The organism is Deltaproteobacteria bacterium PRO3 (assembly GCA_030263375.1).
Classification (GTDB): domain Bacteria; phylum UBA10199; class UBA10199; order DSSB01; family DSSB01; genus DSSB01.
In genome coordinates, this window is record SZOV01000162.1 from 1 (window position 1) to 4,284 (window position 4,284).

Below are 4,284 nucleotides of genomic sequence, written 5' to 3' on the forward strand. Positions count from 1 at the left end.
CGCTCTCGGGCGTCGTCGACGCGAGCTTCCGCGCCGGGCTCGCCCGCTCGGCGAGCGTCTCCAACTCGCCGTCGATGCCCTCGAGCAAGGCATCCGCGCCTTCCCACTTTCCTCGTGTTTTGGAAAAATTCTCCCGCAGGGCCGCCTCATCCGTTCCCGCCCCTTCCGATTTCCCGGCCTTTGCCGCCCGCCGGGCAAAGAATTCGCGCAGCACCGCCTTCTGGTCGGCGGGGGCGAGCAGGGAAAAATCCGTGCCGTGGCCGACGGCCTCGAGCAAGTCCCGCTGAAAGCATTTCACCCGTTCGGTCGAGTCCCTTTCGGATGGATTCAGCAAAGGCAGCTTTCGCAGGGCGGCTTCCAGGGAACGCGGGCCCTTTCCCAGCAGCTCCGTCCGGATCGCCTCGGCCTTGGCCGCGTCGATCCCCCCGTCGGCGCGAAGCCAGGAGGGATCCAGGCCCAGGGACAGCGCCAGGGTTTGCAGGGCCTCGGGATGACGCGGGTCCTCCCGCAGCACCCGTCGCAGCTCCTCGCGGCCCTCGGCGATCAACTGCTTGCGCACCTGCGGGGACTCTTCCCGGTTCGACCAGGCGAGCTTGGCCTTGGCCAGCTCCGTTCGAAGCGCGGGGTCCTTCGGGCTAAGCTTGAGGGCGTGTTGGTAGAGGCGCGCCGCCGCGTCAGGTTCCTTCGCCGCCCGCCGCTTGGCATCGGTCGCGATGCGCCGGATGGCCGCTTCCATTTTTTCCGGGGGAAGCCCGCCCTTTTCGTCCAAAAGATCGGCGAGCGGAACGCCGAGGCTCTGGACTTGAGCGGTAAGTCGTTTCAAGGCCCGGGCGTCCGGTGCGGGCGGCGCGGCCTCGGCCGGTGGCGCGGGAATCGGAGGGGCCTTGTCGCGCGCAACGGAGAGGTCCTCCGAAACGACCGGCGCTCCGACAGGTATCGAGGTACTGAGCGAAGGATTCGAGACGGCACCCTGACTCATAGGCGCTCCCAAACAACCGGGCAGGGGCACGAGATGGGCGGGTCAAGCATCCACGAGGTAGGCCCGGCCTCCAAATTATTATAGGCCGCTTTTAGTGGGAATCCCACGTGAAACCTCCGGTCCACATTATTTGGGGACGGGGGCTCCGAAGGCGAGCTTGAGATCGCCGAAACTCCCAAAGAGGCGCATGGAACCCGTGGTGGAGAGGGAGGCCTTCGTCGCGGCCGAGGCGGCGCTGGGAGCCCCCTGCTGTACGCCGGCGGGATGCATGTTCTCGTCCCGGACATTGCTGCGCAAGACGACCGCCTCGCCCTTCGCATCGTATTGGATGAAGGATCGGGGCTCGGCCGGGCTGGCTGGGGTATAGGAAATCTTGCTTTCGTTCATCGGGTCCTCCTTGAGAAATCGTCTCGACCAAATAAGAAAGCAAGACCCATGCCGATCTGCTTTAACTGTTTTTGTATAATAAAATCATTTAGTTAAAAAAATATCCGATTCAAAAATTGTCATTTTGTAAATTAAAGGATTCAAGAATTTATAATTTTAAAGTTTTGTTCCCAAATAATTTCAACCGCCGACCGAGTCCGCGCTCCGCGCGCGGCCTCGGCATGGCCGGTCGTCTGGAATCGTCACTGTTTCCGAACCATCGGGCGGAATGAGGGCAGGTCTCTCACGAAAGAAGTGGGAGTATTGAATTGACCGGGATCGGACACGTCAGCCGTTTCAAAGATATTCAATCCGCTTGTCCAAGGAAAGATATCCGGAGAACCCAGTGAATCGGACTCGGCGTTCTCGGGGGCCTTGGCGAAGATCTTGACCTCACTCTCGGTTTCGATCTTGCGTCCGTCCTTTGTGGTGACGAGGCCGCGCTCTTTATCACCGGCGACGGCCGAGGCATCGGCGGCGGAATCTTCCGAACTACCATAGAGCACGATCTCGCTCTCGACCGTAATCTTGCGTCCGTCTTTGCTCCTAATAACCTCGCGGTCCTTGTCGCGATAGGCGACGGCCGGCTTGGCGGGCTGCGCCTCGGGCCCCGCCGGAGAACGCGCAGCCGCAGCGGGCAGGACGGGCGAGGCCTTGGGCCGAGGCGCGACGGCCTTCGGCGCCGCGCGGCGTTCCAGGCCGGCCAGCGAACGGTCCGGGCGCGCGCCCAGCGCGACGTCCTTGCCGTTCAATTCCTGGAAGGTCTTCCACCCCTCGCGCAGCGGAATGGGCTTAAGGCCCAGCTGCTCGCCGTCCCGGCGCGACATCATCACGTAGCGTCCCTCATGCCGATAGCAATATTGCCCGGACTTGAGCGAGCGGTGCATCTCCTGCAAGTTGCCGGGTTGGGATTCGCTGACGGACATCTTCAAGGCCGCCTTGCCCTCCTTGGAGATGTCGTAGAAAAAGGTATGGGTGGTTTTCCCGAGCGAGGGCTCGGCGGTTTTTTTGACGACGCTCATGCGCGCTCTCCTTCCAAAGCTCAAATAAGCAAGGAAGATGCCAAGAGCGCCCGACGATAATTCTTGAAGGACATCCGGCCCCTAGCCGCCAAGGCCCGCCGCCGGGCTTATAATTTTGTAAGGAAATCGTGTTTGAAATTAAATTTTTGAAAGAGGGGCCTCGTCGCCGGGGCCCGGCAAGCTCCTACTCCCCCTCCACCGCCCGCTTGAGCAGGCTCGTCTTCGTCGGCAGGCCGGACTTCTCCAACATATTATAGACGCTTTTGAGGGTGAGCCCCAATTCGCCGGCGATCTTCTTCTTGTCGTAGGCGTGGCGGCGCAGCAGCTCGACCAGCCGCGCCCGCTCCGCCGTCGACTCCGAGCCCAGCGGCGCGGAGGCGGCGCTCCCCTTCCCGCCCAGGCCCTGGGCCTCCAGCATCTTGCGGTCGATGCGCCGCCCGCCGGCGAAGAGCAGGGCCGCGCGCAGCACCGACTCCAGCTCGCGCACGTTGCCCGGCCAGGGCCGCGACATCAGCCACTGCAAGGCGTCCTGCGCCAACTGACTGGGTTTCAGACGGTACTCCTTCGCCACCTTCTGAATCAAGTGATGCGCCAGGACGGGGATGTCCTCGCGCCGCTCGCGCAACGCGGGCAGGCGGATCGTCAGGCCGTTGATGCGGAAGAAGAGATCCTGCCGGAATTTCCCCTCCCGCACCATCGCCTCGAGGTCGCGGTTGGAGGCCGTCACCAGGCGCAACTCGACCTTCACCGGCTGGTTGGAGCCCAAGGGCCGCACCGTCCCCTCCTGCAGCACCCGCAGCAGCTTCGCTTGCATGCCGAGCGACATGTCGGCCACCTCGTCTAGGAACAAGGTCCCGCCGTCGGCCTGTTGGATCAGTCCGACGCGGTCGCGGTCGGCCTGCGTGAAGGCCCCGCGCTTGTAGCCGAAGAGCTCGCTCTCCAGGAGGTTCTCCGGGATGGCGCCGCAATTCTCCGAGACGAAAGGCTTGGATTTCCAGGGGCTGTTGTGATGCAGGGCCCGCGCGACGAGCTCCTTGCCCGTCCCCGACTCGCCGAAGATCCAGACGGGGATCTTAGTCGGCGCCACGTGGTCGAGCTGCTCCAAGACCTGAAGCATGGGGCGCGACTTGCCGACGATCTCCTCGTAGCCGAATTTGAGGCGGCGGCGCGCCTGGCTGAGCTCGCCGCTCAGCTCCTCCAGCTGCTGCTCCTGATCCTTCACCCGGCTTTCCAACCGTTCGCCGCGGGCCTTCAACTCTTCCAACAGGCGCGCCTTTTCGATCGCCAGCGTGGCCTGCACCGCGAGCGCCGAGAGCATGGCGAGGTCCTGCCCGGCGAAGCAGTCCGGCGCGAAGCGGTGGTCGAGGTAGATCGCGCCGAAGGGCTCTCCGTTCAGCTCCATCGGCAGGACCAAGACGGACTTGAGCTGAAACTGCACGACGGAGCGGGCCTCGCGGAAGCGCTCGTCCGCCTGGGCGTTGTCGGTGAGCAGCGGCGTCCCCTGGCGCAGGGCGCCCTGCACGAGGGTCCAGGAGAACTTCAACTCCTCGCCCTCCAGGGCCTCGCGGTTCAGGCGCCGCGCCGTCTTCACGCGGAAGCCCTTGAGCGAACCCTGCTTCGCGCCGTCCTCCTTGAGCAGCAGAAAACCGCGCTCGGCGCCGCTCAGCTCGATCGCGGCGTCCATCACCCGCTCGAGGATCTCGTCGAGCCCCGCCCGCTCGGAGATCCGGCGGTTGATCTCGCAGAATTGGCGGAACCTCCCCTCGGGGATGCCCGCGCTCAGATTGGGACTGGGGCGACTTGCGATGCTGGGATTTTCCATCTTCAGTTCCTCCGGTAGGTTTTCGAACAAGGCCT

At 63.9% G+C, this 4,284-nt stretch carries 4 protein-coding genes; all 4 read right to left on the reverse strand.

Annotation, left to right across the window (positions count from 1 at the left end; translation table 11 throughout):
* Nucleotides 1-979, reverse strand: a 979-nt coding sequence (locus tag FBR05_14870) for a tetratricopeptide repeat protein (protein ID MDL1873461.1), incomplete at its 3' end; no start/stop codon positions are given.
* Between the two features lie 126 nt (nucleotides 980-1,105).
* On the reverse strand, nucleotides 1,106-1,366 hold the full coding sequence (locus FBR05_14875) for a hypothetical protein (GenBank protein MDL1873462.1): 261 nt from the start codon (nucleotides 1,364-1,366) through the stop codon (nucleotides 1,106-1,108).
* Nucleotides 1,367-1,608: 242 nt separating this feature from the next.
* A complete protein-coding gene (locus tag FBR05_14880) occupies nucleotides 1,609-2,427 on the reverse strand; it encodes a hypothetical protein (protein MDL1873463.1) in 819 nt (272 codons plus the stop codon).
* Nucleotides 2,428-2,611: 184 nt separating this feature from the next.
* Nucleotides 2,612-4,249, reverse strand: coding sequence for a GAF domain-containing protein (locus FBR05_14885; GenBank protein ID MDL1873464.1), 1,638 nt, complete (start codon nucleotides 4,247-4,249; stop codon nucleotides 2,612-2,614).
* Nucleotides 4,250-4,284 lie beyond the last annotated feature (35 nt).

Bases quoted from the DNA above. Each gene is read 5' to 3' on its own strand.
- FBR05_14880 (MDL1873463.1), bottom strand. From the start codon at position 2,427: ATGAGCGTCGTCAAAAAAACCGCCGAGCCCTCGCTCGGGAAAACCACC.
- FBR05_14875 (MDL1873462.1), bottom strand. From the start codon at position 1,366: ATGAACGAAAGCAAGATTTCCTATACCCCAGCCAGCCCGGCCGAGCCC.
- FBR05_14885 (MDL1873464.1), bottom strand. From the start codon at position 4,249: ATGGAAAATCCCAGCATCGCAAGTCGCCCCAGTCCCAATCTGAGCGCG.